Raw genomic sequence first — 25,407 nt, 5'->3', positions numbered from 1 at the left:
AGTGAGAGAAGAAAAAACGATGCAGCTGTTGAGTCAGCGGCATCATTTTTTTATGACTCATGCAACCCTTTTTTGATTAAACCAGCGGCTGTCTTTTTTCAAAACGAACTGTATTATCAAAAAGGCACAGGCAAATAAGACCAATATCAAGCAGTTCAACCAGAATTTCGTAATGAAATCCGCATTCACTGAGAGGGTGTTCCCAATCAATTGATTGTTTTGTACAAACCAATAAGTCGGTGTAAAAGAAGCGATCTTACTAATAAAGTCTGGTAAAAAATCTGATGAAACAAAAACTCCCCCTAAAAAACAGCTTCCCATAATATACACATTCGAAATTCCATTCAACGCCTCACTATTTTTGACAAATGACGTAACACACGTTGAAAATGTGACAATCGGCAAGAAAAAACACAAAAGATTAATCACTAGATAGCCGGTCATGACGGACCACGTGCTACGAGTAAATAGGAGTAATCCCGCTGTAAAACAACTAGTCAGAAGCAGTGAATACCCCAACATACCAATAGAAACGGCTCGGTTCAACCGCCGTGTTGATAAAGGAGATACTTGATTGCGATTCCGGATTTCTTTCCGATTGAACACTAGATTGACCACTCCATAGCCACTAAAAATAGAAAGAAACAAACCGTAAGCAAGTGCATTGAATACTAAGCTGCCGAATTGCTGGTTCATCCGTTCACTGTATCCACGACTAATCGTTACTTCGCCATTTGCGGCCAAAGTAGATTGCGTATTTTTCAATGCCTCTTCCCTATTGCCAGTTACATGATAAAAAGCCGTATAAGTCGACAAAAAGGTATCTACTTGCCCTTCAATCAATGTTTTAGCAAAAGCATCGGGACGAGATTGTGCATCGATTGCTGACGGTACACCTGCTTCAATATTCGTAGTAAAATCTTTAGGCAAAAATAAAACATAGTCGATTTTTCCAAAATACAGCGCATCATCAATCGATTTTTGGCTCTTATCAGACAATTCCACAACCGTTTGTTCTTCTTTTAAATAGTCAATCAGTGCTTTACTTAATGCGGAGTTGTCTTCTGTAACAATGGTCATTGTCCCCCGATCCAATTTTGCATCCGGTGCTGCTGTATTTTGCGCATAGAAGAAGGTGATGATCACAGTTACAATGACTGCAATCAACAAATTTGTTTTGTTCGCTTTTAAAATTTTCAAAACGGCTTTATACAGCGACATATTGAACCCTCCTTTCAAACATTAGATTACTAAAGGCTAAGATAACCATAAAGGCTACTAACCAGAAAAGATTCAAATAGAAATCCTCTAGTGAGCGATAAAAATAGAGCTGATAGAAACTCTCACTAATTAAGTTGACAAGATTCAGTTTTCCTAGCACCGGAATGTGCAGATCGATCCAGTATTTGATATCTTGGGAGCCCATCATACCAGCAAAAAAACTCATCGCCATTGTAACAGCCACACCCAATCCTTCTTTTTGTGCCAGCCCCATATTAGGAAACAAATTCCCAACCAAATTCCCTAATAATAATGCATTCAATGCACCCAAAGCGGATAGGACGAATAACCACTGCCAGCGGTTTCCGAAGTCGACTTGATAAATAAAATGAAAAACACTTAGAATCGCTAAAACTTCTAAGAAAAATATCGTGAATCCAGCAAGGATATTTGCTGAAAAAACCAGCAATCGGTTTCGAGGGATGATCGAAAGGCGAATCCCTTTGGAAGACTGATTTGCTTGCTGGTCTTGGGCGTTTCTGACCCCCCACATGAATCCATACAAAATAGCCATTCCCACCAAGGTAAAGAAATAAAAACTTTTGATACTCATGTTTCTAGTCTGATTTTCTTGCTGAACAAAAGATTCTCCAACTAGAAAAGATGTGAGCTGGTCTTCTGTCAAAGTAGAGTCAATTGCCACCAACTTATTAGCCAGGTCAGTATTTTGTAAAAATCGGTCCATCATGTTTTTTAGAATGGTTTGAGAAAGACCGGTACGTGCAATAGCCAATTGGATCGATGACTGTTCAAAGGAATAATATCCAGCAAGATCCCCTGCATCTAATCGTTTTTCAGCCTCTTGAGGAGAGACTTCTTGTAGTGAAAACAATGGTTCTCCACCAGACTTTGTTTGCTTCAAAACATTCATAAATGCGACTTGCTGAGTCAGTTGTCCCTCATTTGTTTTCTGATTTTGTTCTTCTTTGATAATCCCAACGGGAATCGTTTCGATCGTTCCCGCTTGATCAATCTCGCTAAATGCTACAGAAAACATCAACCCTAATAAAATCGGGAAGATCAATGTCCAAAATAGTAAGGAATTATTACGAACTAAAACGTTCAAGCGATACCGATATAAGTGTCCAAACATAATCTCCCTCCTAGTCTCTTAATTCTTTACCGGTAATTTCCAGAAACACATCGTTTAATGTTGCTTCTCCTGTGTGAATCTTAGTAAATGCGATATGTTCATCCTCCAAATAGCTTAGTACTGGTAAAAGAATCTCTTTCATCTTTTTGGCTGTGATCGTCAAACGCTCTTTATCATAGGCAGTTTCAAGAACTTGAGGCAATGACTTGATAAATTCGATCGCTGTATCTGGAAGTAAAGGGATATCGATCACAAGATTTTCCGTACTTCGAACCATGTCCTTCAACTCTTCTTTTGTTCCTTTCGCGATGACTTGTCCCTGATCCATGATCACAATCTGATCACAAAGTATTTCGACTTCCTCCATATAATGAGTCGTATAAACAATTGTTGCACCTTGCTGATTCAACTTTTTGATACTGTCCAAAATTTTGTTCCGACTTTGGGGATCCACGGCAACAGTTGGTTCATCAAGAAAAATCAGTTGTGGTTTATGGGCAATGCCGCAAGCAATGTTTAAACGCCGTTTCAAGCCACCACTTAATTGTTTTGGATAGAATCCTTTGAACTCTTCTAATCCCACAAGCGAAATGACTTCCTCGATCAATAGTTTCCGCTTCTTCTTGTCAGCAACATACAGACCACAGAAGTAATCAACATTGTCGTAGACAGTCAACTCTTCAAATACAGCGATATCTTGCGGAACGACGCCAATTTTTTGCTTTATTTCATAACTTGTCGGTGTCATTTTATTTCCAAACAATTTAATAGTCCCTTTATCAAAAGATAATAAGGACAACATACAGTTGATAGCTGTTGATTTGCCGCTTCCATTAGGTCCTAAAAGCCCGAGAACTTCACCTTCCCTGACTTGCAAATTAAAATGATTCAATGCGAGAAAATCACCATAACGTTTTACCAAGTTATCAATTTCAATAATCATCGAAAAAACTCCTTTCCAAACACTTCTTATTCTGACTATAATAAAAAGCGAAAAGAATAACTAGTGAGGATACGCCAAAACAAAAATGACATTTGTCATTATTTAGGAGCCAGATATGAATAAACCATTGTCGATTAATGAGGTTGTTTTTTATTTTCTTCTCTGTGGAGGGCTAATGTCCCTGAATGGCTTCCAAGCCCTAGACTTAATCTATCTTTTGACGACAATCATCTTAAGTGGTCTCTGTCTGCTGTTCAAAAAAGGAACGTGGCTGGCATTGGGCATTTTGATAGGTCTTAGTTTGGTTTGGCCAATTTATAGCTATTTTTTCCCATGCGTCTTTCGTTCAGCCCAGATTGGTGAAAAGCAAGAAAAGATCCTCCTGCTCATTCTTTGTATACTCTTATTTTCCTTGGTTCCTTCTTGGCCGATACGGATTATACTGATGCTTTTGGTCTACTCTGCTTCTTACTTGCGAAACGATAGTTTTGAATTTCATTCGTTACAAAAAAAATTCAACTCGACTCAAGATGCCAATTGGGAAAATGAGAGCCGATTGCGTGAGCAAAACGACTACCTTAAAAGCTCTCAAGAAACAGAAGTCGCCTTACAGATCGCTGAAGAGCGGAATCGAATCGCTCGTGATATCCATGATAATGTTGGTCATCTGCTTTCAAGTGCCATCTTACAATTAGGTGCCATTCAAGCAATTAATCAAAATAAGCAACTTCACTTACCATTGGATCAATTGAACCGAACCATGAACTTGGGTATGGACCGCATCCGAGAAAGTGTTCACGATTTACATCATCACTCGCTTCCTTTTCCACAAGCATTAGATCTTTTGCTATCAGACTTTCAATTTTGTACAGTTGAGGTAATAGGAACACCGCCAAGTATTCTCTCTCAAACACAACAAACTGTCCTAATCACGATCATAAAAGAAGCCTTGACCAACGTCATGAAGCACAGTCAAGCAACAAAAGTGACTTGCGATTTTAAACAACTACCTGCTTTTCATCGATTACAAATCAAGAATGACAAACCAAAGGATAGGCTCAATCACACCCACGGGATCGGTTTGCAGACGATGCGCCAGCGAATCAACCAGGTAAACGGACAACTCCATGCCCTTGAAAAAGAGAATTTATTTCAACTTACGATTATTTTACCTAAGGAGGAGGACCAATGATCCAAGTAGTAATCATCGATGACGATCCCCTAGTTACCGCATCATTAAAAACCATCTTGGAAGTTTCAAACGAAATTGAGGTAACAGGCATTGGTCATTGTGCCAAAGAAGCAGTTGCATTGTACGAAGAAAGAAAACCTGCGATTATACTAACAGATATTCGGATGCCCGATGGGACTGGATTAGATGCTGCTCGCAAGATTTTAACCCGGGATCCGAATGCCGTCATTTTACTCTTAACTACTTTTGATGATGATGCCTATATACGAGAAGCTTTGGATCTCGGAGTCAAAGGCTATCTCATCAAGCAAAATCTTTCGGCTATTGTACCCTCTATCAAAGCTGCATACAATGGCCAAGCAGTGTTTGGCGCTGAAATCGTCACGAAGTTTCCTACACTGTTAAAAAATAATGACTCTTATTTGACTACTCATTTCTCAGAACGAGAAAAAATGATCTTGAAGGAAATTGCCACTGGAAAAAACAATAAAGAAATTGCGCAAGCGTTGTTTCTCAGCGAAGGAACGGTCCGCAATTATATCAGTAAGTTATTAGAAAAATTAGAACTTCGGGATCGTACCCAGTTAGCCATTTATTATTACCAGCATTTACAATAAAAAACACGTAAGAGGCAATCTCCTCTTACGCGTTTTTTTGATTTCAGCCTTAAATGCTTCCTGAACTATTCGGATTGGTTGGGTTAGTCGGATTTGTGTTTGGTGCCCAAACTGGCGGAACTTTGTCTAATTTTTTCTCTAACCCGGTTTCCTCTCCTTGCTCGTTTTCGGCATCTGGACTTTCATCAAGTTTGTATTCTTTCTCCAACTCATCCAATTTCTTGAAGTTATTGCTGGATTCTTTTGCTAATTTTTCTAATTTGTCATCTGTTTCTTTCGCCATTTGAAAACGCCTCCTTTTGGTATTAGCTTAGCATGTTTCGCTAAAAAACCAAAAGAAAGCGCTCATTTTCATTAACTGTAAAAAATTCTTTTTTAAGAGACGAGAAAATCATATGGAGAAAGATTTTCCATCCCAATCATTGGATCAACCACATTTTTTTGAACCATTTCGATTGTCAATTCTCTCGAAAGCGGTTCTTTTGAGATAGTTCCTTCCGGTAGTGTTTCTTCGATGATGGATTCACTCGGTGTTGTGGCAAACAAATCAAGTTCCTGTTTCTGAACCGACTGCTTACTGCTCACCGGCTCACGGGCAGTATCTGTTTTCTTTTCACTTTTCATTGTGGCTGTTGTCTGTGAGTTAGACTCTGAGAAAGGATCATCTGCTTCTTCAAACTGTGCCAACCTTTGACGTTGCAAAGGTGTCATCTCGTCGCTGCCGTTGATCCGCTCTTGCAAGGTAGTCAGTCGAGTGGCGGACTCATGTGTCACACATGTTTGATAAGCTTGGGGCTCTCCTAATAAAATCAACAGCTCTTTGCTGCGGGTCACTGCCGTATAGAGTAAATTTCGTTGCAGCATTCGTTGGTATTGATGAACCATCGGCATGATCACCATTTTGAACTCGCTTCCTTGCGCTTTATGGATCGAGCAGCAATAGGATAATGTGATTTTATTCCATTCATTTCGCTTATAGGTAACTTCTGTGGCATCGAATTGGATCACTAATTCGTCCACTTTGTCTTCTGACTGTTTGGCAGGAATAATGCCGACGATTTGTCCCATATCCCCATTGAAAACATTGTCTTCTGGCGAATTGACCAGCTGCAAAACTTTATCTCCGATCCGGTAGACTGTTTCATTCCAAGTGACTTCTTTTTTGGTCCCATCGTTTGGATTAAAGATTTCCTGCATCATCTTGTTTAGTGCATCGATCCCTGCTGCTCCGCGGTACATTGGCGCTAGAACTTGAATGTCTTGCGGTGTGAAGCCTTTCGCTTTCGCCCGTTGCACGATTTGTGCGATCAACGGTTCAATTTTGTAAGCATCACAAGCAAAGAAAGAGCGATCTCTTTGATTTTGGGTAAAGTCTGCAGGCAGTTGCCCATTTTTTATCGCATGAGCCAATGGAATGATGCTTGACCCATCTCCTTGACGATAGATCTCGGTCAATTCTTGTTTTGGAATCTGTTCGATTTCTAAAAGATCATGCAGCACTTGTCCCGGTCCTACTGAAGGCAGTTGGTCTTTGTCGCCAACAAAAATAACTTGCATATTTGTAGGGATCGATTTGAACAATGTATTAGCCAACCACGTATCCACCATCGACATTTCATCAACAATCAACAAACCGCCTTCAAGTTCTTTCGCAGCGACACTAGGCGTCTTCTCACGGCCGTTAAGCCCAAGCAAACGATGAATCGTCCCACTGGGAAGTCCCGTCGTCTCATTCATCCGTTTGGCTGCCCTACCTGTAGGAGCTGCCAACAAGATGGGGAAGATTTCTTCCGTGTATTTTGCGGGATCTAAATCAAGATCATTCAATTCAGCAAATAATTGAACGATCCCATTGATTACTGTCGTTTTCCCTGTTCCAGGTCCGCCAGTCAAAATAAATAATGGGGAATGGATGGCTTCTTTGATGGCTTCTTCTTGGGAAGATCCATAGACGATCCCTAATCGCTTCTCGATTTTTCGCAGTGTTTTTTCAACTGTTTTTTTGGGGTAGTTGATTTCTTTTTTGCGAGCTAATAATCGTTGGATCGAATTGGCGATCCCCCACTCTGAAAAATAGAGACTGTTTTCATACAACTTCGTTTCTTCTTGTTGGATCTTGCCTTCTTCTACCAATCCAATAATCGTATTTGCCAAGTCATCCGGTGGAATTTCGATGGGTCGACTCGTTTCCAACAACCGAAGTGTTTGCTCGAGCAAATCTTGTGCGTGAATATACGTGTTCCCAGTCTGTAAAGATTGGGCAAAAATCTGGTGCAAAACTGCCGCACGATAGCGCTGGGGCGAGGTGGCTTCAATTCCTAATTGATCGGCGATGTTATCTGCCCGTTTGAAGCCAATCCCTTCAATATCTTCGACTAATTGATAAGGATTTTCTTGGATGATCTCTAATGCTTCATTTTTGTATGCTTGGTAAATGGCAAAAGAAAGCTGACTACCAAATCCATAGCGGCTTAACCCAACGATCACTTGATCCATCCCATGATTGAGTCGAACCGTATCAAGAATCATTTTTCGCTTGCTTTCATTCAATCCAGGAATTTGCTCCAACAATACCGGGTCCTCTAACATGCGATCGATCGCCTGATCTCCTAGAAGCCCCACAATTTTTTCAGCCGTCTTCTTACCGATACCAGGAAACTTCTCTCCTGAAAGATAATTGATCAGACCTTGCTCTGATGTAGGTTGTTCTTGCTGATAGCTGTCCACTTTTAATTGGACGCCATATTTAGGATGATTGACTAACTCACCGTAGAATCGGTAACTCTCCTCTTCTTGGATCTCACCAAAGCTCCCAGTGACGACGATCTCAGATTCTTTGTAATCCGCATTATTTTCTGTCACTTTGACTAAAAGTACCTTATAGAAATTGCTAGGATTTTGAAAAAAGATCGCGGCAACATGGCCGACAAAAAATGTTCTTTCTGGATTCACGACGCCGCTCCTTTCACCTATAGTAAGGCATCTAAACTGTCTTGATTTTCTAGAAAACTTGCATCATTCCAACAGGTCATCTCAAAAGGCAATTGTTTATCTGCTCCTGTCTCTAAAATGGTCAAGCTATTATTAACAAGACCACCTTGTTCCCGCAATTGTGCCAATTCTTTTCCGGTCAACCATTGGATAGCTGCCGTCAATGAGGCCCCATGACCGACAAAAAGTAACGGACCATTGTGGGCTTGCACAGCAGTCATCACCACTGTTTCAATGCGCTTCAGGGCATCTTCGATGGGCTCTCCTTGAAATATCGTTGGGTCATAACGGTCAAGATGGTGGCGCAAATCAGCCAGTTCTTGCGGGTATTTTGCCTGCATTTCATCAATGAACTGCCCTTCTAAATCGCCTAGTCCAAGTTCACGTAATCCTTCTGTATAAACAATCTCGACTGGTTGCTTTAATCTTTCCACTATCCCTTGTGCGGTTGTACGGGCACGTAACGAGGTACTTGAATAGATTTTTTCAAAAGGAACATTTGCGATTGCGTAACCCAAAAGCTGGATCTCCTGATAACTTTCAGGCAACAATGGTGAATCGCCCATCATTCCTTGAAATCGTCGTGCTTGATTCCATTCTGTTTTGCCATGACGAGTAAAATATAATTGCATCGAACAAGTCTCTCCTATCGATTGTATCTAATCTAATTTGTCATTATCGTAGTGATGAGTCAATTCTAGCTCTGGAAACCCTTGTTGCCGTAAAGCTTCATAAATAATCAACGCGGCAGTGTTAGATAAATTCAATGATCGGACATGGGCATCATTCATTGGAATTCGTAAACATTTGTCCGCATGTTCGCGCATGAATGTTTCAGGCAATCCAGTTGTTTCCTTCCCAAAAAGGAAAAATTGGTCTTCATGAGTCGTATAATCTACTTCAGAATAGACACGATTGGCAAACTTAGAGATCAGGTACAGTGGACGATCACCTAAAAAGGACATAAATGCCGCTAAATCTTTGTGATAAGTAATATGAACATCATGCCAGTAATCAAGTCCAGCACGCTTCAAATGCTTGTCATCTGTTGAAAAGCCTAATGGCTCAATTAGGTGTAAATGTGTATTGGTGGCCGCGCAAGTCCGAGCGATATTGCCGGTATTGGCAGGAATTTGTGGTTCAAATAAAACAATGTGATTCATCTGGTAAGACTCCTTTCAATTGGTTCGAGCCAATTGTCTCTCAATAGATTCTATAGTACCATATTTTAACGAAAATCGTTTTGCGAACTTCTATCTGATTTACTGAAACTTTGAGCATAAAAAAAAACGTACCAACTCGGTGTCAATCACTGCGAGTCGTTACGTTAGTGAAGCTCTTTTCACTAACTTTTATCAGAACAGGAACCTGATAAAAACCAATGAAAAATGACTTGAGAACAATATATCACTCCCATGACATGATTGCAAGGGTAAATAACAAAAAAGTTCAAAAATTTTTCAAGAAACTTTCGCGACTAACAACTCAATATCGACTGTTATTTCGTGTAACGGGTTTTCCCGAACTTTTGCTATTTGCTCGTTTGACGCACCCCACTCCAATGGCGACATCGCCAACAAGTCCAGTCGCCGGTCTTCTGGGATTGAGAATGGATAACAAATCCGTTCTCGGCTCGCTTGCGGATATTTTGCAAAAAATTTATCAACGACACGTTCATTAGAATAGACTTGTTTTGCAGAATCATCTGGATAAAAAGCTTGCCGCAGCTCTTTAAGGTAGCCTGCTGCTGGCACAACTTTGATCACTTGTCCGCCCGGCTTCAAGATGCGGTCGAATTCCTGATAATTGGAAGGCGAAAATAAATTCAAAATCGTATCAAAACTAGCGGGGGCAAAAGGAAGATTCGTGAGATCTGCGACACACCAAAAGGCAGAAGCAGCATGATTGGTTGCCAAATAGACGCCTTCCTTGGCAATGTCAAATCCTACTGCCGTTTTTTCTTGTCCGGCTAATAATTGGGCAAAAAAGCTGCCTTCCCCACAACCAATATCTAAAATGTTTTCGGATTGTTCAATCTGGTGGGAGATGGCCTCTAAGACTGGACGATACATCCCACTTTGGATCATCCGACTTCGAGGAACAAACATTCCTTGATCATACTCCGTTTTCACAGGATGATCCAAAAAAAATAAAGAACCCTTTTTTGAAAGATCAAAACGATGACGATTCAGACAAATCAGTCCACTCTCATTGGCAAAGACCTGCTGATGACACAATGGACACTCAAATAAGTCGCTATGGGCCTCAAGAAAAAGTCGCCCACGATCGATTTTTTTTAACATATCAAATCCCTCTTCTCTTTCTTACTTTAGCATAGACTTATGGTAAAATGCTAGTATAGAATAACAGCTGAAAAACGGAGGGAAACAGATGTTAAAAGAATTTTGTGCCGAAAATTATACGATGATCCCATTAGCGATCGGCCGAGGAGCAAAACGGATCGAGTTATGCGACAATTTGGCTGTCGGCGGGACCACACCTAGCACGGGTGTGATTGAAGAAGCACTGAGTTACGCTGGTGAAAAAAGTGTACCGATCATGACAATGATTCGACCAAGAGGCGGTGATTTTGTTTATAATGACATCGAGTTAAAAATCATGCACACCGATTTGATCGAAGCCAAGAAATTAGGAACTGATGGTGTGGTCTTTGGCTGTCTGACACCGAACGGCTGGCTCGATGAGGAAGCACTGGAACTTCTGATTGATACAGCTGAAGGATTACAGATCACTTTTCACATGGCATTTGATGCCATTCCGGAATCTCGCCAATTTGAAGCCATTGATTGGCTTGCTGATCACGGCGTCCACCGCATCCTCACACATGGCGGGCCAGCAGGAACAGCTATCGAAGAGAACTTAGAACGGTTAAAAGCATTGATCGACTATGCAGGAGACCGCTTGATTATTTTACCAGGTGCAGGTATTTCATACAAGAATGCCCAGTCAATTGCCGATCAGCTTGGTGTCTCTGAACTCCACGGAACGAAAATCGTTGATTTGACAGATCATTAAGCAAAAAAAGACATTCGCTGATAAACGAATGTCTTTTTTGCGCAAAGCCTACTACCATTTATCATATCGCCTGCAACAAATCGTACTGTGATTGGTACAAGTGATGATAGAGCCCTTTTAAGGCCATCAGCTGGTCGTGATTGCCCGATTCAGCAATTTTTCCTCCAGCGACATAAAAAATACGGTCGGAATTTTTGATCGTTGACAGGCGATGGGCAATAATGAAGGACGTCCTGCCTTCCAGAAGTTTTAAAAGCCCTTCTTGCAGCAGCTCTTCAGTCTTTGTATCAATACTTGAAGTTGCTTCGTCTAGAATCAATATCTTTGGATCTGCCAGTAATGCTCGGGCAAAGGAAATTAACTGGCGTTGCCCTGCGGATAACGTACTTCCTCGCTCTTCAACAACTGTGTGGTAACCATCTTTCAACTCCTTGATAAACTCGTGGGCTCGAACGATTTTTGCAGCTTCGATGATTTCTTCTTCGGTTGCTGCCAGATTTCCATAACGAATATTTTCCATGATCGTCCCCGAGAAAATAAAAGTATCCTGCAGCATGACACCCATTTGTGAGCGCAATGATTCCAAGGTCACATCCCGAACGTCATAACCGTCAACTTTGACACTGCCTTCATTCACATCATAAAACCGACTCAACAAGTTGATGATCGTCGTTTTACCTGCGCCGGTAGGACCAACTAACGCAATACTTTCTCCTGCCTGAATCTGGAAGTTAACATCAGACAAGATATTTTTGCCTTCTTCGTAACGGAAAGTCACATGATTGAAAGCCACTTCCCCTTTGATGCTCGGCAATTCTATCGCATCAGCTTTATCTTCAATATCCGGTACTTCATCCATCGTCTCAAAGATCCGTTCAAGGTACGCCGTTGCCGTGATCAGTGAATTATAAAAATTTCCGATATTGATTACTGGATTCCAAAAATTATTGATGTAACTAATAAAAGCAATCAACGTGCCAGTACTGACATCAACACCGATTTGACGAATACCAACAAAGTAAATCAGACAAGTAGTGATCACAGAGATGTTTTGCACCCCTGGCCACATCAAAAATTGGACTCTGACAGCTTTCATCCAAGATGTACGGTAATCATTGCTGACTTCTTCAAAAATTTGGGCATTTTCTTCTTCACGGGCGAAGGATTGAGTGATCTTGATACCAGCGATACTTTCGTGAATATACGCATTTAGATTCGACTGTTTGTTGCTTAAAACTTGATAAGCTTTGCGCTGTTTATTTTTAATCACCATGACCATCACGAACAAGATCGGTAAGAGTGCCAATGAATACAATGTCAGTTTGACGTCGATGACTAACATGAAAATCAGTGTGATCACTACATTGAAAATATCGGAGATCAGATTGATCAGTCCATTGCTTAACAGATCGCTCAGTGTATTGATATAGTTGACCACACGGATCAAAATCTTTCCATGAGGCCGCGTATCAAAATAGGAAAAAGGCAAGCGCTGTAAATGTTCAAAGATATCGTAACGCATGTCTTTCAAGACGTCTTGGCCAATATTCGTAATATGATAAATCCGGTAACGCATGCACAGACCAATGATCAGCAGTGTCACAACAAACGCAGCACCGATCAAAAACAGCTGCATTTTATTCTGGTCAGGAATAGCTGAATCGATCGCAATTTTTGTAAATACCGGAGCAAGCATTCCCGCCAAATTGGCTAAGATGATCGTAAAGAGGACTTTACCGATACTCGCTTTATAAGGGACGACATAGCGGGCCAATCGTTTAAAGTCTTTCCAACTGAACTCCTGTTCCAGTTCTTCATCCACATCAAATTTATTGCGCGCCATTGTCGTCACCTCCAGTCAATCCCAATTGTTTTTGGTATACCTCGAAGTATCTGCCTTTTTTGGCAACTAGTTCTTCGTGGGTTCCCTGCTCGATCACGCGTCCTTTTTCCATCATCAGAATTTGATCTGCTTCACGGACAGAAGAGATCCGATGAGCAATGATGAAAGTCGTTTTTTCTCCAGTTAGTTTGGTTAGCTCTTGTTGGATCTTGGATTCTGTCTCCATGTCAACCGCTGAAGTGGTATCATCAAGAATCAAGATCGATGGATCTTTCGCCAAAGCCCGTGCCAATGAAATACGTTGTTTTTGGCCACCGGATAAGCCTACTCCCCGCTCACCGACGATGGTTTCATAACCTTGAGGCATTCGGGAAATAAAGGTGTCGGCATCCGCTACCACCGCCATTTGCCGGATAAAGTTTTCGTCTGCCAACGGATTTCCAAAAGCGATATTGTCAGAGATCGTGTTAGAAAACAAGAATACATCTTGCATGACCATTGAAATGTTCTCCCGCATTTGGCGGACCGGATATTCTTTCGCATTTTTGCCATCAATCAGCACTTCACCCTCAGTAGGATCATAAAACCGGCCTACAAGATTGACCAATGTTGTTTTACCAGAGCCGGTTTCACCTAAAATCCCTAACGTTTGCCCAGGTCCTATTTTAAAGCTAACATCTTCCAAAACATTTTGATCCGGATCATCGGAAAAATGAAAGGAAACATGTTTAAATTCCACAAAGCCTTTGATTGGTTCCAAGGCTTTCTTTTCATGGACAGGAATTTTTGACTCTTGTGCGAGCATTTGACGAATCTTGATACAGGCGGCAGAAAAACGTTGAACATCATTGATCAGCCAGCCACTCATTCGCATCGGGTTATTCAACATCCATAGGTACCCGTTGAATGCCACTAGATCACCTAATGTCATGTCTCCATTGATCACAAAGATTCCTCCTAAGACCAAAGCAATGACATTCAAACTTCCGGCTAATCCATCCAACCAAGGCAAATAGGTTCGGGATACTTCGGCAGAAGCCATGTTGCGGGTCTTGAAATCTTGGTTGTACGCTTTAAACTTGTCGATCTCATAATTTTCTCTGGCAAATGCTTTGACGACGCGATTACCACCAATATTTTCTTCTACCATCGAATTCAACCGAGAAAAGCTTTCCCTAATCTCAAAGAACAATGGATGAGCTTTTTTTGACATTTGATTCGTTAATAGAAAGATGATTGGCGTCACAGCGACTAAAGCAAGCATCAATTTCCAGTCAATAAAACTCATGACCACTACGGCTGAGAAAAACCACAAAAAACATTCGGCTATATTATAGGTCACCCAAGAAACAAAGTGTCGAATAGCATCGGTATCCCCTGTCATACGCGCCATAATATCCCCAACTCGCGTATGATTAAAGAAGTCAAAATCCAGTTCTTGCAGTTTGTGATACAAATCTTCTCGTAAATGATAGAGCGTGTTTTGTCCAACTCGTTCAAATAATAGTTGATACGCATAGCGGACAATGGTTCGGATCACTGTCGTTGCGATCATAATCAGTAATAATGGAATCAATAAGTGCGTTTGCTGCTGATTGATCACATCATCGATCACCATTCCCCCTAGATATGGATTGACGACGATCAACGCAGCATTAATAAGTAAAAACAGGATTGCTAAAATGATTCGGCCACGATTTTTTTTCGCATATCGCCAGATCCATTGTGTGTTACTCATCTAATTCCCCCTCTCGTTGTTAAGCTTAGCGATTTACTAGGCGATTAAAATGGTTTTTCTTACTCATTTTGATGTAAAATATTACTAAGAAGCCGTCGACCTGAAATTACCAGGTTCTGACACCATTGGAGTGATAAATGAATGAATCTAGTAAATCCCAGAACCTTTAATCCCGAAATTATCTACTTGTTTGATCCTTGGACACAGTCTGAAAGTCATGGAGAAATGCATCACCATGATTTCTTGGAAATCAGTATCGTTTTGGAAGGAGAAAGCAATTATTATTTTGAAGAGGCGCCAGCTACTAAAATCAAGGCAGGCAGTATCATGTTGTTTAACCCTGGTGTCAATCATTGTGAGTTTCAGGAGTCAGGGACTTGTTCCCACCAACTGCATATTGGCTTAAAGAATATTTCTTTAGAAGGATTCAAACGCAACTTTTTCCCCAACAAGCAACCGTTACTGGATTTAGGAAAATACCACCACCAAGTTTTAGATAAAGCGTGGCAGCTCGTTCGGGAGAGTAATGAGGAGCAAGATGAATTCCAATTAATGCAAAAAGCATTGATCATCGAGATGCTGGTCTATATATTAAGAGGCTTAAACGACAAACGTCTGAATGTGGTGCCCTATCTCACGAAAAGCCAACGCCGCCACCAACAAATCGTTAACTACACCATCTACTTTTTAGAGAACCACTATAAAGAAGAAATCACTTTAGAAAAGCTCGCACAAGATCAGTTTCTCAGTCCAACCTATCTTTCAAAAGTTTTTAAAGAGGCTACTGGAGTCAGCCCAATCAATTATTTAATCGAGATCCGGCTAAAACGTGCGAGAGATATGCTGACAAACGAGAAACTCACGATCAAAGAAGTCGCTTCTGCTGTTGGTTATCAAGACGCGTATCACTTTAGCAAGTCTTTTAAAAAACTTTTTGGCGTTTCTCCTTCGTCAGTCATTCCCAAGTTGCAAAAATAAATTTACCATCATGGTCCCATCATCGATACGAATAAGACAAAAAAGCGAGGCGTCTCTTATAGAAAAGAGGCGCCTCGCTTTTGATGAATGGATCTACTTTGATTGAAAGGAATACCTAGGTTTTTCAACGAATAAAATAGTTCATAAATAAGCTAGCAATGTTGAAATAAATCAAGACACTAGTCAAATCACTAAGTGTCGTAATGAATGGACCACTGGCAACGGCTGGATCAAAGCCTAATTTATCCATTAACATTGGAATCAGACTTCCTGCGAGATTCGCTACCGTAATGGCACACATCATCGCCATTCCAATAACAAAACCTAAGATCGGGTTTTGTTTCCAGACAGCCACGATCGCAAAAATTGTTAAACCGGTGACAGCACCAGTCACTAACCCTGTGAGGACTTCACCGATCACCGTTCGCATGAAGCTTTTTTCTTTATCATCTGATATGGCCAAACGGCGGACCGCAACCGCTAAAGATTGCGTACCGGCATTCCCTGCTGTACCAGTGATCAATGAAATAAAAACGGCTAAAATACTTGCTTCACTTACAAGCTCTTCATAATGACTGATCAAGCTTGCTGTTGCCATCCCCAAGAAAAGCAATGTGATCAGCCATGGCAAGCGTCGTGAAGAGGCTTTGAGGGGATTTTCACTGACTTCTTCCACGTTGACCCCGGCTAATCCGGAATAGTCACTGGCAGCTTCATCATCGATTACGTCAATGATGTCATCGACAGTTACGATCCCTAATAAATGGTCATCGTAATCTGTAACTGGCAAAGCTAGAAAGTCATAATCCCGGAATGTCTGAGCTACATCTTCCTGATCATCCCCCACATGCACGGACATGACCCGTTCATTCAAAATATCTGCAATCATCGTATCATCATCATTGATGATCAAATCCCGCAAAGAGATTACTCCGACCAGTTTGTTGTCCGTATCGACGACATAAATATAGTAAATCGTTTCGGCGACATCTGCTGCATTTTTTAGGACATACATTGCGGATCGTACCGTTTGATTGGCCACGATCGAAACAAACTCTGTCGTCATCAATGAACCAGCTGTCTCATCTTCATAATGCAGGAGCTCTTTGATTTCACTAGCATCTTCTGCCGGCATCAAACTCAAATATTTTGCTACTTGCTTCTTATCTAACGTATTCAGAAGATCGACGGCATTGTCGGTATACATCTCTGCTAGCATGTCAGCCGCATAGCCGGGACGCATTTCCGAAAGATACTCTGTCATATGTTCATCATCTTCTTCGATCACGTCAAACATATCCGCCAATTCTTTGGGTGAAAGGTACGTATAAACGATTTGGCGCTGCGACTCATCGAGAGATTGGTAGAATTGTCCCTGCTCATAAATATGCAGATCCAAAAACACTTCACGAAATTTTTGGATATCTGTTTCATTCAACGCCTGAGTCAGCTGCTCAAAGCGCTCATTAAGTTCTTGATTTTCATCCAATCTCTTCACCTCTTTTATTCACTCATTGCTTGTTTGATTGATGCCATATCTGCCGGCAAGTCTGCTTTAAAATGCAGCGATTTGCCGCTGAAAGGATGGGTAAAAGCCAATTCGCAACAATGAAGGGCCTGACGATCAATGCCAAGATCCATCGCACCGCCATAAAGTTCATCTCCCAGTAATGGACAATGGATGGCAGCAAAATGAACGCGAATCTGATGGGTACGACCGGTATGAAGAAGAATCGTAACCACAGCAACTTGCTGATCCTTTTTCGTCAACCAATATTCCGTACGTGCGGATTTCCCTTCCAAACTTGTTTTTCGTTTTAATAATGAACTGAGATCTCGTGCAATCGGATAAGTGATTTCTCCGTGAGAAGCCAATTCTTGAATCTGTCCCGCAACGATTGCTTGATATTTTTTTATCAATTGCTTTTGCCGCAGCTGAACATCTAACTTCGCATGGGCAAAGCCATGCTTGGCAAACAACATCAATCCAGATGTATCCCGATCTAAGCGAGTGACCACATGAATGACCTGATCTTGATAACCTTGCTGTTTATAATAAGCTTTGACACGATTAGCCATCGTCCCATTAGGATGATATTGAGCCGGGATCGAGGCAATGCCTGCTGGTTTGTTTACAATCAAAAGATGCTGGTCTTCATAAACGATCTCGATTGGCGTCTCATCTAATAAGACCGTTTCATGTTCACCTTCGTCTGGGATCACAATGGTTACCGTATCATTTTGCACCAAAGAATACAAGACATTTTGTCTTTGGTCATTAACAAAAATCTTGCCTCCTTGAAACTTGATTTTTGCCAACAATCCTTTAGAAATCCCTTGCTCTTTCAAAAAGTATTTTAACTGTTGCGGCTCTTGCCGCTCATAATGATAAGTAAATTCCATAACTGTTAAATTTCTCCAATAAACGCATCTTTGACACGGTTCCAAAAGTGCATATGCCGATAGGAGGCAAAGTGGATCCGTTCGTCTGCAATACGATAATAAATCGCATCGATTTCTTCCTGTTCAATCGTAAATTGATCAATGGTCACTAGATAGTCCGTACTAGCTTGTAGTTTGACTTTGACCCACTCATGATCTCCGACAATGATCGGTGACCCTAACGTTCGGAAAACACGATTGTTTAAAGAAGCGATTTCTGCTAGTTGAAAAGCATTGATACTTGGATGCAATACTGCCCCTCCCACGCTTTTGTTGTAAGCTGTTGAGCCTGTAGGTGTCGAAATCGATAAGCCATCTCCACGAAATTTCTCAAAAAGATCTTCTTTGATTGAAATATCAGCTACCATTGTCCGATTTCCCCGCTTGATCGTTGATTCATTCAATGCAAGAAAATGTTTGTCTGATTTCCCATTGGTATAAGTGATGCGGACATCAAGCAAAGGATAGCTCACACTCTTTTGACGATCATTGCACAACGTATCGACCAATTCTTCCAATTCATAGTCTCGCCAGTCGGTATAAAACCCAAGGTGTCCTGTATGGACCCCCAAAAAACGAACCTCTGCTAAGCGATGACTGAACAAGTGAAACGCAGACAACAGTGTCCCGTCTCCGCCCACTGAAATAACCAATTCTGGGTTCTCTTGGTCAATCGTATTGTCAGACTGGGCCAACAATTCTGTTAATCGCTTTGTGACAAGCATCGACTTTTCTTCTTGATTGTTGATAATTGCTACTTTGATCCCTGTCATGCTTCATCCCCCTGCCGCTGTTCCTTATGATTGCCTTTCCCATGTGAAAACAGCCGTTGCGCTTCTTGGATTTCTTCGCGAATATTCGACATCTCCTCATCTAATTGGTAGGCAGCTTCTGCAGACCGACGCAGGCGCTCGCTGATTTCATCTGGAAATTCTCCTTGATATTTATAATTCAGTGAATGCTCGATCGTTGCCCAGAAGTTCATCGCTAATGTACGAATCTGGATCTCTGCTAAAATGATCTTTTCACCATCGATCAATTGGACAGGATACTCGATCACTAAATGATAGGAACGATAGCCGCTCGCTTTTTTATTTGTAATATAATCTCTTTCAATAATTACCTTCATATCATGTCGGGTGCGCAAAAGATCAACTACTTGATGGATGTCTTCAACAAACTGACACATGATCCTCAAGCCGGCAATATCTGACATTTCTTCTTCTAAACGATCCAAAGGGATTCCCCGCAATTTGCTTTTAGTTAAAATACTATCGACTGGTTTTACACGACCCGTGACAAATTCGATCGGCACGTGTTTATTTTGTTCTCGATATTGTTTGCGGATTCCCCGCAACTTTACTTTTAGTTCTGAGACGGCTTGTTCATATGGTGCCAAAAAATCTTCCCAATCTCGAATCATTTCTATCCCTCGATTCTTTTCATAACATACGGTTCTATTTTACCACAATCTTAAAGGAAAACAGAATGTTCAATCGGTGCCACCTGCAAGAAAAATAACAGAGCTCTTTTTTGCTTCAACTCTCCCAAGGGTTTTCATTTGACTTATTGCCCATCGTTATGTAAACTTGATGGACTGTAAGGAAAGAGGAAAACAATGACACATCAAGTAGAAATCGAATTTAAAACATTGTTGACTCGTGAAGAATATCAGAGAGTCATTGCCTTCTATCAGCTTGATCGCTCCGCCTTTCATACCCAAACAAATCTTTATTTTGATACATTGGATCATCAATTAAAACAAAAAAAGTTTGGTTTGCGGATTCGGACGACGGAAGATAAAGCAGAATTAACGCTTAAATCACCTCTTAAAGAAGGGTTATTGGAAACGACCGATATCCTTTCGTTAGGTGAAGCAGCTGATTTGCGTGAGAATCAAAGAATCTTATTTACCGGTGCGGTTGCCGATCGCTTGATCCAAGAGCAAATTGATCCGGCAGCTGTGAAACCTTTTGCTGAGTTGACGACTCGTCGAGCAGAATTCAGCGTAACAGAAGGTTTACTTGCTTTAGATGAAAGCTGGTATGGCCAATCCCATGACTATGAGCTCGAACTGGAAGTCTCAGAGGCTTCTTCAGGAAAACGAGCATTTTTGTCTTTGCTTGATCGCCTGCATATCAGTTATCGTCCAGCAAAAAATAAAATTATTCGTGCCTTAGAAGAGAAGTTGTCAAAAAAAGAGTATGAATAGTTCTCATTAGGCATTTCTCATTTATAATAATTTCTGTTATATTTAATATATACAAAAGAAAAAGAATCTTAATTGGGGAGAGATTCAGATGATCGAGATTTATTTGTTTGTGAATCCGATAGGTCCAATTTGTTATCAATCCGAGTTGACCTTGTTGGACGCACTGAGTGATCAAAGAAAAAAAATACAATTGCATATATTACCAATCATGAATTTACACACTGTGGGGATTTCAATGGATTACCTTTCAATGGATCGATCCGATCTAGGATTGCGTAATCAACAAACCAGTCAAATCTATGAGGCTTCATTGGACTACAAAGCAGCTCAGCTTCAAGGTCGAAAAATCGCCCGCGACTTTTTACTTAAACTTCAATGTCAAGTAGGCGTAAATAAAGAACCTTATTCCTTCGAATTAGTCAAACAGATTTTCGCTGAAACAAACGGCGATCTTGACATGTTTTTAGAAGATCGCAAGTCTGATTTGATCAAGCAGAATTTCGCATCCGACCAAAGTGTTGCTCGCGAAATGGGCATTACGATGTCTCCTTCGGCTGTAGTGTATAATTTCGGTTGTGAACGAGATTATGGTGTCTTATTAGAAGGAATGGAAGCTCTTAGAAATATTCCACACCTTTGCCGAACAGATCAGGAAAACTATCGTTTATTCTATCAAAAGAAAGATATCAGGGATGCTGATGTTCCTCGTATCGACTCGTTGAATCGACGACTTGTCTTGCTTTAAACAATCAATAAAACATCCAAACGCTGATCGAGTCACCCTCGTTTTGGTGGTCTCCTATTAATAAGAGACCGTCAAAGGGTGGATCCATCGTTTGGATGTTTTTTCTATTCAGTCCTATCAGAATTTTTCTTTGAAGGATCTTTTTTAGAAAGCTCTTTTTTATCTGTAGGGTCTTGATCCGGCAATTCGGTCTGCTCTAATTCGGTCTGCTTCTCTTTGTGGGCAGATACAGCTTCTTTCGTGACAACTTCCCGTTTTTTCTTGCTATTATCCAAGCGACGGGCAAAAATTTCTTCCTTGTCCATTCCAAAGGCCCCCTTTCCTCTTTCATTTCTATCGTAACATGGAAATACTTTTGCTTCTTGCAATTTGCTTACTCATAAAAAAAGATTTTCTCACTTTAAAGTTTAAATTGAGGTTTCTGTTGACAAGCAAATCCTTCCTATACTTACTTTTTTTCTAGGCGTCACCGTCAAAATAAGGCAATCAACCTGTTGCTAAAAAAAGCCACTGACGATCGATCAACGATCCTTCAGTGGCTAAGACAGTCTTGCTTATGCTTCTAATTCCTTGACTAATGCTTCCAATTCATCCAACCGTTGTTCAAAGACTTTCATCGCGTCTTTGATATAATCTGCTTTAGTCATATCAACTCCAGCTTTTTTCATCACTTCAATTGGATAGTCGCTGTTGCCTGCTTTTAGATAGGTCAAATATTTCGTTAAGGCATCAGGCTCTCCTGTTAAAATTTTCTTAGCTAGTGCAGAAGCTGCCGAAAAGCCTGTTGCGTATTGATAGACATAGTAATTGTAGTAAAAATGCGGGATACGTGACCACTCTAGACTGATCTCAGGATCTTTTTCTACAGAAGGACCGTAGTATTTAGCATTCAGCTCACCATAGCTGTCACTCAAAAATTCACTAGTCAATGGCGTTCCATTGGCATCTTCTACGTGCATAAAGTGTTCAAACTCAGCAAATTGTGTCTGACGGAAAATCGTTCCTTTAAATCCATCCAGAAAATGATTCAAGACATAGGCTTTTACGCGAGGATCAGTTTCGGTTTGCAACATGTATTCTGTCAAGATGTTCTCGTTAGTTGTTGAAGCAATTTCCGCCAAGAAAATAGAATAATCGCCATAAACATAAGGTTGATTGTTGCGAGTAAAATAACTGTGGACACTGTGACCCATCTCATGCACCAATGTGAACAATTGATCCAAACGATCATTCCAGTTCATCAAAATATAGGGTAATGTGTCGTACGCGCCAGATGAATAGGCGCCACTGCGTTTGCCTTTATTTTCGACAACATCGATCCAGCGATTTTCAAACGCTTCGTTTACCACGGCTAAATATTCTTCACCTAGAGGTTTTAAAGCATCTTTGGCTTTTGCGACAGCTTCTTCATAGCTATAGCGAATCGGAGCTTCCCCTAGAATTGGTGTATAGACATCATACATATGCAAAGTATCAACAGCCAATAAGCGTTTTCTTAACTCCATGTAACGATGCAGCAGCGGCAAATGTTCATTCACGACAGCTACCAAGGTGTCATAGACACTTTCCGGGATGTGGTTGGCACTTAATGCAGCTTGTCGAGCAGACTCATAGTGGCGTGCTTTAGCTTTAAAGTTATGGGCTTTGATATTGGTACTTAATGTTTGGGCAAATGTATTACGGAACTGCTCATAGACACCATACAACCCTTTAAAGGCAGCTTCCCGTACGGAACGGTCGGTATTTTCCATCAATTGACCATAAACACCATGAGATAATTGAACTTTCTCTCCATTCTCGTCTTCAACGATCGGAAATTCTAAATCGGCATTGTTTAATACGGAAAAAATATTTCCAGAAGCGCCGAATATTTCTCCTGCACCTGCTAGTAAAGCTTCTTGTTCAGCCGGCAAAACATGGGGACGGTTATTGACAGTTTTTTCAATAAGATGGCGGTAAATGGCCAATTCCGGCTCTTGGTCGAAATAACCCCAAATAGTTGCATCATCCATTGAAAGCAATTCAGGATCAAACCAGGCAATCGCTTCACTTACTTGAGCAACAAGGTTGCTGGCTTTTGCATAAAGCCCTTGATAGGTTGTGTTGGCTGTATCTTGATCATTTTTCAGATGACTGTATACATAGAGTTTTTCCAGTTTACGGGAGATCGCTAACACATATTCTAATGCTTCCTTGAAAGCTGCTGGTCCTTGTGATAATGTCCCTTTGAAATCATCAGCCTGCTTCAACTCAGCCACGATCTCTTGGAACGCTTCTTCAAATGCCCCATCATCGGCATAGATCTTTGTAAGGTCCCATGTTAATGCTTCCGGTAGATCCGCACGATCTGGTAATTGTTTTGTTTCTGACATATTCTTCACTCCTTTACATACTAAAATAATCTTAACATACTTTTGGCGGGAACCAAGCTAAGAGAATCAAAAAGGTTGAATTTTCTGGAAATCAGAACATTCTTGATAAATACGTTTCAATAGTAGCCCTTGATCAATCATAGGAAACAACCAGTTCCAATTCATTTTGCGCAACTGATTCAGCCAGTGAGAAAAATTCCGGTTTGCGTTTTGATGAAATAAAAAACGCAGGACTAAAATTCGATGTTCCAACAAAAAACCATAATCACTGGGATGATAGCACCAATGCGGCAGATTGCCGATATGTCCTCCGAGAGGGTAAAGGAGTGCTTGAAGACTGAGGATCTGTTTTTGCTGTTGCATCAGCTTGTGTAATAACCAGACTCGGTAAGCTTCCGGCTGCCACCTTTGATGGTATGTTCGACAGGACTTTCTAGAATAATTGTTTAGCGATGGGCAGCAGCCGATAGGTTCTCCTTTTCGAAAATAACGTCTACGAAAAGAAACACCCCACTTATAATGCCAATTGATCTCGTATATGAGACCAACGCGTTGCTCTTGTGTATCTATGATCCACAAATAAAACCCCGGTTGCTCCGCAAAACGGCAACAGGCCTTTTGCAAAACGGTCCATCGATGGTGGAGTTGCGGTTGTAGATGTTTGCCTAGAAGCCACCAAGGAGAATAGTTATAGGCAAGATACTTCTCTGTTCGTTGGACAAAGCGGCTCCAAGACAAAGCCGAACACTGTACTTCAATCGCTGTTTTGCCCACAAGAAGATCCGGTCGCTGCTGCAAATCCGGCAAGTAAGCTTCTATTTCGATCGTTTCATCTGTTAGCCATTCGTAGAGGAGCTCCTTTGCTGACAAATGTTCCTCTGTCTCTCCTTCACTAAACACTTCGCAGTTAGCCGCAGCATAATGAGCGAAATGATGGCGTTTCAGGAGGCCTTTCCTTAAGTGCACCGGTCCATGACATCCTGGACAATAAAAGGGTTCTGAATCTTTCTTCGCCTGATCAGCTTTGATCCGCTGCTGCTGGTTGTCATACGCAATAATCATCTTCTCACCTCAAAAAGAAATACGCAAAAAAGCGAGAAAATGATTGTAGCCATTTTCTCGCTTTTACGATTATAAGTGAACATTAGACATTTTTGAAGTAGTAACGGGTCAATTCCAATGCGTCATGCTCCATAATGATTTTTCCATACTCTGCCAAAACCTCTGAAGTGACTTGTGTCCGGTTAGCAAATTCCATTAAATAAGCCAGTGCATTCTCAACTTCGATGTCTGTCGTATCGTTATCCATAAATTGGACTTCTAGATAGTAACGGTCATTCATTTGATAAAGATTCGTGGTCACTGAATCCAAATACACTTCGGACGCTAATTGAACCATTGCTTCAAAGCTGTTCAATTCAAAAATAAAACGATTGCCTAACTCCGGCTGGGACTCTGTCTCTTGTAATTGTGACGCGACATGCTTCTTCAACATATCCGTAATGTCCTCAGTTGAACCATCGCTCATATCATCAAAGTTTTCCATTCCTTCAGGCGGTAGGTTTTTGCTGATAAACAATTCTAAGCCATCCCCTTTAGGTAAGACTTGAAAGGTCACCGCTTCACTGCCTTTAAATTCTTCATCAATATCTACTTCTTCTAATATGCTATAAAAAAAGTTTTCAATCTCATTGTGATTTCCAAGAAGGTCAAGAAAAGTGATGCCCCTAGCAGCTAAATCTTCGCTCTTGATCAGTACACGAATCGTATTTTCATTGATATGTTCCATTTCCATATTAGCTACACCTCACTTTTGCTAATCACTATAGGTTCATTTTAACGAAACCTGTTGAAAAGTAAAGAGAAAACGCATATCCTCTTAAGAAAATCCTAAAATGCCAAAAAAAGAGATCAGCTTTTCATT

General features: G+C 40.9%; 24 protein-coding genes. 6 read left to right on the top strand and 18 right to left on the bottom strand.

Annotated features, from left to right (window positions below; genetic code table 11):
- Positions 1 to 57: 57 nt before the first annotated feature.
- Genes HED61_RS08850 through HED61_RS08840 form a run of 3 tightly spaced genes read right to left on the bottom strand, consistent with a single transcriptional unit; the run spans position 58 to position 3,317 of the window.
- The gene (locus tag HED61_RS08850; protein WP_005472361.1) at positions 58 to 1,221 is read right to left on the bottom strand and encodes an ABC transporter permease; all 1,164 of its coding nucleotides are present in this window, start codon (positions 1,219 to 1,221) and stop codon (positions 58 to 60) included.
- A complete protein-coding gene (locus HED61_RS08845) occupies positions 1,208 to 2,374 on the bottom strand; it encodes an ABC transporter permease (RefSeq protein WP_219645259.1) in 1,167 nt (388 codons plus the stop codon). The genes HED61_RS08850 and HED61_RS08845 overlap by 14 nt, the downstream gene beginning before the upstream one ends.
- A gap of 10 nt (positions 2,375 to 2,384) precedes the next feature.
- Positions 2,385 to 3,317: an ABC transporter ATP-binding protein gene (locus HED61_RS08840; RefSeq protein WP_103299942.1), complete on the bottom strand. Its 933-nt coding sequence runs from the start codon at positions 3,315 to 3,317 to the stop codon at positions 2,385 to 2,387.
- A 115-nt stretch (positions 3,318 to 3,432) separates the two neighbouring features.
- On the opposite strand from HED61_RS08840, the gene HED61_RS08835 reads away from it, so the two are divergent.
- Entirely contained in the window at positions 3,433 to 4,509 is a 1,077-nt protein-coding gene (locus HED61_RS08835; protein ID WP_060814260.1) for a sensor histidine kinase, read from the top strand.
- On the top strand, positions 4,506 to 5,126 hold the full coding sequence (locus HED61_RS08830; RefSeq protein WP_005472357.1) for a response regulator transcription factor: 621 nt from the start codon (positions 4,506 to 4,508) through the stop codon (positions 5,124 to 5,126). The genes HED61_RS08835 and HED61_RS08830 overlap by 4 nt, the downstream gene beginning before the upstream one ends.
- A gap of 49 nt (positions 5,127 to 5,175) precedes the next feature.
- Here the strand turns inward: HED61_RS08830 and HED61_RS08825 are convergent, their stop codons facing one another.
- From HED61_RS08825 to HED61_RS08805, 5 genes are all read right to left on the bottom strand, one after another.
- Positions 5,176 to 5,409, bottom strand: coding sequence for a hypothetical protein (locus tag HED61_RS08825; protein WP_041119103.1), 234 nt, complete (start codon positions 5,407 to 5,409; stop codon positions 5,176 to 5,178).
- Between the two features lie 92 nt (positions 5,410 to 5,501).
- Positions 5,502 to 8,078: an SF1B family DNA helicase RecD2 gene (recD2, locus tag HED61_RS08820; protein ID WP_219645260.1), complete on the bottom strand. Its 2,577-nt coding sequence runs from the start codon at positions 8,076 to 8,078 to the stop codon at positions 5,502 to 5,504.
- Between the two features lie 17 nt (positions 8,079 to 8,095).
- Positions 8,096 to 8,749, bottom strand: a complete 654-nt coding sequence (locus HED61_RS08815; protein WP_219645261.1) for a histidine phosphatase family protein — start codon at positions 8,747 to 8,749, stop codon at positions 8,096 to 8,098.
- A 27-nt stretch (positions 8,750 to 8,776) separates the two neighbouring features.
- A complete protein-coding gene (gene trmL / locus HED61_RS08810; RefSeq protein ID WP_003127047.1) occupies positions 8,777 to 9,280 on the bottom strand; it encodes a tRNA (uridine(34)/cytosine(34)/5-carboxymethylaminomethyluridine(34)-2'-O)-methyltransferase TrmL in 504 nt (167 codons plus the stop codon).
- A 297-nt stretch (positions 9,281 to 9,577) separates the two neighbouring features.
- Complete coding sequence (locus HED61_RS08805; RefSeq protein WP_219645262.1) at positions 9,578 to 10,420, bottom strand: methyltransferase domain-containing protein; 843 nt, start codon at positions 10,418 to 10,420, stop codon at positions 9,578 to 9,580.
- 88 nt (positions 10,421 to 10,508) lie between these two features.
- Here HED61_RS08805 and HED61_RS08800 point away from each other — a divergent pair, with 88 nt between their 5' ends.
- Positions 10,509 to 11,153 (top strand): copper homeostasis protein CutC, encoded by a 645-nt coding sequence (locus tag HED61_RS08800; protein ID WP_195957659.1) that lies wholly within the window; start codon positions 10,509 to 10,511, stop codon positions 11,151 to 11,153.
- Between the two features lie 61 nt (positions 11,154 to 11,214).
- On the opposite strand, the gene HED61_RS08795 is transcribed toward HED61_RS08800, so the two are convergent.
- A complete protein-coding gene (locus HED61_RS08795; RefSeq protein ID WP_219645263.1) occupies positions 11,215 to 12,996 on the bottom strand; it encodes an ABC transporter ATP-binding protein in 1,782 nt (593 codons plus the stop codon).
- Complete coding sequence (locus HED61_RS08790; protein WP_003127043.1) at positions 12,983 to 14,734, bottom strand: ABC transporter ATP-binding protein; 1,752 nt, start codon at positions 14,732 to 14,734, stop codon at positions 12,983 to 12,985. Before HED61_RS08790 ends, HED61_RS08795 begins: the two co-directional genes overlap by 14 nt.
- Positions 14,735 to 14,875: 141 nt before the next feature.
- On the opposite strand from HED61_RS08790, the gene HED61_RS08785 reads away from it, so the two are divergent.
- A complete protein-coding gene (locus HED61_RS08785; protein WP_003127042.1) occupies positions 14,876 to 15,712 on the top strand; it encodes an AraC family transcriptional regulator in 837 nt (278 codons plus the stop codon).
- A 124-nt stretch (positions 15,713 to 15,836) separates the two neighbouring features.
- Here the strand turns inward: HED61_RS08785 and mgtE are convergent, their stop codons facing one another.
- From mgtE to HED61_RS08765, 4 genes are read right to left on the bottom strand one after another with little or no spacing between them, the layout of a single operon-like run.
- On the bottom strand, positions 15,837 to 17,201 hold the full coding sequence (gene mgtE, locus HED61_RS08780) for a magnesium transporter (protein WP_060815539.1): 1,365 nt from the start codon (positions 17,199 to 17,201) through the stop codon (positions 15,837 to 15,839).
- Positions 17,202 to 17,215: 14 nt separating this feature from the next.
- Positions 17,216 to 18,115, bottom strand: coding sequence for an RluA family pseudouridine synthase (locus HED61_RS08775; RefSeq protein ID WP_003127040.1), 900 nt, complete (start codon positions 18,113 to 18,115; stop codon positions 17,216 to 17,218).
- A 5-nt stretch (positions 18,116 to 18,120) separates the two neighbouring features.
- A complete protein-coding gene (locus tag HED61_RS08770; RefSeq protein WP_029486937.1) occupies positions 18,121 to 18,918 on the bottom strand; it encodes an NAD kinase in 798 nt (265 codons plus the stop codon).
- 5 nt (positions 18,919 to 18,923) lie between these two features.
- Positions 18,924 to 19,577, bottom strand: a complete 654-nt coding sequence (locus tag HED61_RS08765) for a GTP pyrophosphokinase (protein WP_021151082.1) — start codon at positions 19,575 to 19,577, stop codon at positions 18,924 to 18,926.
- Between the two features lie 195 nt (positions 19,578 to 19,772).
- Between HED61_RS08765 and HED61_RS08760 the strand changes: the two genes are divergently transcribed.
- On the top strand, positions 19,773 to 20,366 hold the full coding sequence (locus tag HED61_RS08760; protein ID WP_219645264.1) for a CYTH domain-containing protein: 594 nt from the start codon (positions 19,773 to 19,775) through the stop codon (positions 20,364 to 20,366).
- An 88-nt stretch (positions 20,367 to 20,454) separates the two neighbouring features.
- Positions 20,455 to 21,111: a DsbA family protein gene (locus tag HED61_RS08755; protein ID WP_103299933.1), complete on the top strand. Its 657-nt coding sequence runs from the start codon at positions 20,455 to 20,457 to the stop codon at positions 21,109 to 21,111.
- Between the two features lie 104 nt (positions 21,112 to 21,215).
- On the opposite strand, the gene HED61_RS08750 is transcribed toward HED61_RS08755, so the two are convergent.
- The 4 genes from HED61_RS08750 to HED61_RS08735 form a co-directional block, all read right to left on the bottom strand.
- Entirely contained in the window at positions 21,216 to 21,479 is a 264-nt protein-coding gene (locus HED61_RS08750; RefSeq protein WP_219645265.1) for a hypothetical protein, read from the bottom strand.
- A 186-nt stretch (positions 21,480 to 21,665) separates the two neighbouring features.
- The gene (gene pepF / locus HED61_RS08745; RefSeq protein ID WP_219645266.1) at positions 21,666 to 23,483 is read right to left on the bottom strand and encodes an oligoendopeptidase F; all 1,818 of its coding nucleotides are present in this window, start codon (positions 23,481 to 23,483) and stop codon (positions 21,666 to 21,668) included.
- A 66-nt stretch (positions 23,484 to 23,549) separates the two neighbouring features.
- Positions 23,550 to 24,545, bottom strand: coding sequence for a competence protein CoiA (locus HED61_RS08740; RefSeq protein WP_103299931.1), 996 nt, complete (start codon positions 24,543 to 24,545; stop codon positions 23,550 to 23,552).
- Between the two features lie 82 nt (positions 24,546 to 24,627).
- Positions 24,628 to 25,278 carry an adaptor protein MecA gene (locus tag HED61_RS08735; RefSeq protein ID WP_003127031.1) on the bottom strand — a complete coding sequence of 217 codons (651 nt, stop codon included), beginning with the start codon at positions 25,276 to 25,278 and terminating at the stop codon, positions 24,628 to 24,630.
- Positions 25,279 to 25,407: the final 129 nt, after the last annotated feature.

The sequence above is a fragment of the Enterococcus gallinarum genome (assembly GCF_021496385.1).
GTDB classification, from domain to species: Bacteria; Bacillota; Bacilli; order Lactobacillales; family Enterococcaceae; genus Enterococcus_D; species Enterococcus_D gallinarum.
Note: the sequence above shows the minus strand (reverse complement) of the source record. Positions and strands in the feature narration are given on the sequence as shown.